Source organism: Oleiphilus sp. HI0067 (assembly GCF_001635735.1).
The window spans coordinates 1-640 of record NZ_LWFI01000432.1 but is presented as its reverse complement, the minus strand read 5'-3'; the positions used below and the strand labels follow the sequence as shown (position 1 = coordinate 640).

The 640-nt window shown below is 41.9% G+C and carries 2 protein-coding genes; one reads left to right on the top strand and one right to left on the bottom strand.

Annotated features, from left to right (window positions below):
- The coding region (locus A3739_RS05005) for a response regulator transcription factor (protein ID WP_068500562.1) at positions 1 to 353 on the bottom strand (353 nt) is incomplete at its 3' end.
- A gap of 69 nt (positions 354 to 422) precedes the next feature.
- Between A3739_RS05005 and A3739_RS05000 the strand changes: the two genes are divergently transcribed.
- Positions 423 to 640 (top strand): Rieske 2Fe-2S domain-containing protein (locus A3739_RS05000; RefSeq protein ID WP_156502366.1); only part of this gene is annotated, 218 nt, incomplete at its 3' end.

Here is a 640-nt window from a genome sequence, read left to right as displayed (position 1 = left end):
TGGGCTGTCATGAAATCAGTGACTTTATCTAAGGTAACAGGCTTTGCATAAAAACTGAGGCCAAGATCTTCGGCTTTGATTTGCACGCGCTCCTGAAAATTCGCAGTCAACAATGCGATGCGGACATTTGGACACAATTCCTGAAGTTTAGGCGCGACCGTCAATCCATCCTGCCCAGGCATATTTAAATCTAAGAAAATGCCTTCATATTTCTGCTGCTTGCAAAGCTCTAAGGCAACCTCTGCTGTTCCAGCTTCTGCAACACAAACATTCGCATAGTTATCCTCAATTAGGCTTTTGAGCATAACCCTCGAAATTGCACTGTCATCTACCAATAATACGTGTTTCAACATTTGCTTTACTTCACGTAGCTAATTTGGCGAATTAGTATAGTTGCTTTTCTCAAATTCCAAGGTCGTTTTATGCAAGAAAAGCACTTTATCTGCGCCTTAGACACATTGCAGGGAAAGCAATCATTTGGTTTTCGTGCGCCGAATGTTGAAGGCTTCGTTGTAATAAAAGATAAGAATGTATTTGGATATCGCAATTCATGCCCCCATATTGGCATGAACCTTGAATTCCAAGAGCATCGATTTCTTGATGCCGATGATGCATTCATTCAATGCTCGATGCATGGCGC